Source organism: Paenibacillus sp. NRS-1782 (genome assembly GCF_050467685.1).
GTDB classification, from domain to species: Bacteria; Bacillota; Bacilli; order Paenibacillales; family Paenibacillaceae; genus Paenibacillus; species Paenibacillus terrae_A.
The window spans coordinates 1-1227 of sequence record NZ_JBITPH010000093.1 but is presented as its reverse complement, the minus strand read 5'-3'; the positions used below and the strand labels follow the sequence as shown (position 1 = coordinate 1227).

Sequence of the window (1227 nt, the reverse complement as noted above, 5' to 3'; positions counted from 1 at the left end):
CTAGTACAGCATCAGTCTTTAAATTGTGGATAAAGACGTTTTAACTTGATGCGAGCATCCTTGGTCGTAAATTGCCAATCCACACCCTTTTGGCTTTGGTTACGGGATTGCTCCCAGGCGCTCAATTCATCCGACAATTCGGTAATGGAAGGAATACGACGGGCTAAACATTGACGAGTCATGACACTGAGTTCAATCTCTGCAATATTGAGCCAGCTTCCATGTTTGGGTGTGTAATGGATCTCCAGCCTTTTGGCTAAACGAAGAGCTGTTTCCGGATCAAATGCGTGATAAAGTGACGCAACGGAATGGGTGTTCAAGTTATCCATGACGAGTTTAATTTTAGGGGCTTGGGGATAATGTACGTCCAGCAATGCCCTGACCTGCTCGGCCCATTCTATTCGGGTTCGTTGGTTCCGCACCTCGACATGCCGCCAACCCACCAAAGGCTCTGTAAAGATGAAAATACTGCAAGTCCCATTTCGCTCGTACTCGCTATCTTCTCGTAGAGGTTTGGCGGGTTTCATGGGAATGGGCTGCCGGACTTCGTTCAGAAGCTGAAACGGTTTTTCGTCCATGCAAATGACCGGGCAGTTCACGTCGTAGGGTTCATGATACACTTCCAGTACGTCTTCCATCGCCGCTACGAACGCCGCGTTTTGCTGGGGAGGGATGCACCAGCATTTCCGGAGATGAGGCTTAAGTTCGCTTTTTTTAAAATACGATCCACGGTGTCGTAGGAAAGGCTGTCGATATATTGAAGTTCAACCGCTTTGTCTGCCAACAGGCGCAGCGTCCAACGACTTTTTCCCGTTGGAGGTTCACTGCAACTCAGCGCAATGATCTTGGCTTCCAACTCTCCGGTGACCTTGGGCGGATTCGGTGGAGTCAACCGCTTCTTTCGTTCAAGAGCAGCTTGCAGACCTTGCTCCGCAAAGACTTTACGTACAAGATGTACCGTGTTGGTGTGGATGTGGAGACGTTCTGCAATTTCCGTATCTTTTAACTTGCCCTCATTCCGATTCTCGTCTGCCCAGAGTAAGATTTGTGCACGCCGTATGGAACGGGCCGCAGTTTTCCCTGTCGAACAGATCTTTTGTAGTTTTTTTTGTTCTTCTCCGGATAGGTTGACCACATAAGCTCGTTTTGTCATAGTCGATACCTCTTTTTCTTCGACTATATCATACTTTCCTTTATTTAACTATTTTAAATCTGATGCTGTACTAG

At 47.5% G+C, this 1227-nt stretch carries 1 protein-coding gene; it reads right to left on the bottom strand.

Features of this window, described 5'->3' with window-relative positions:
• Nucleotides 1–11 precede the first annotated feature (11 nt).
• Nucleotides 12–1153, bottom strand: a protein-coding gene (locus ACIFQM_RS24500; RefSeq protein ID WP_430043835.1) for an IS630 family transposase whose coding sequence is annotated in 2 segments (ribosomal slippage) — nucleotides 12–709 and nucleotides 709–1153 — 1143 coding nt in all. Because the reading frame shifts where the segments join, the coding sequence is not laid out codon by codon here.
• Nucleotides 1154–1227: the final 74 nt, after the last annotated feature.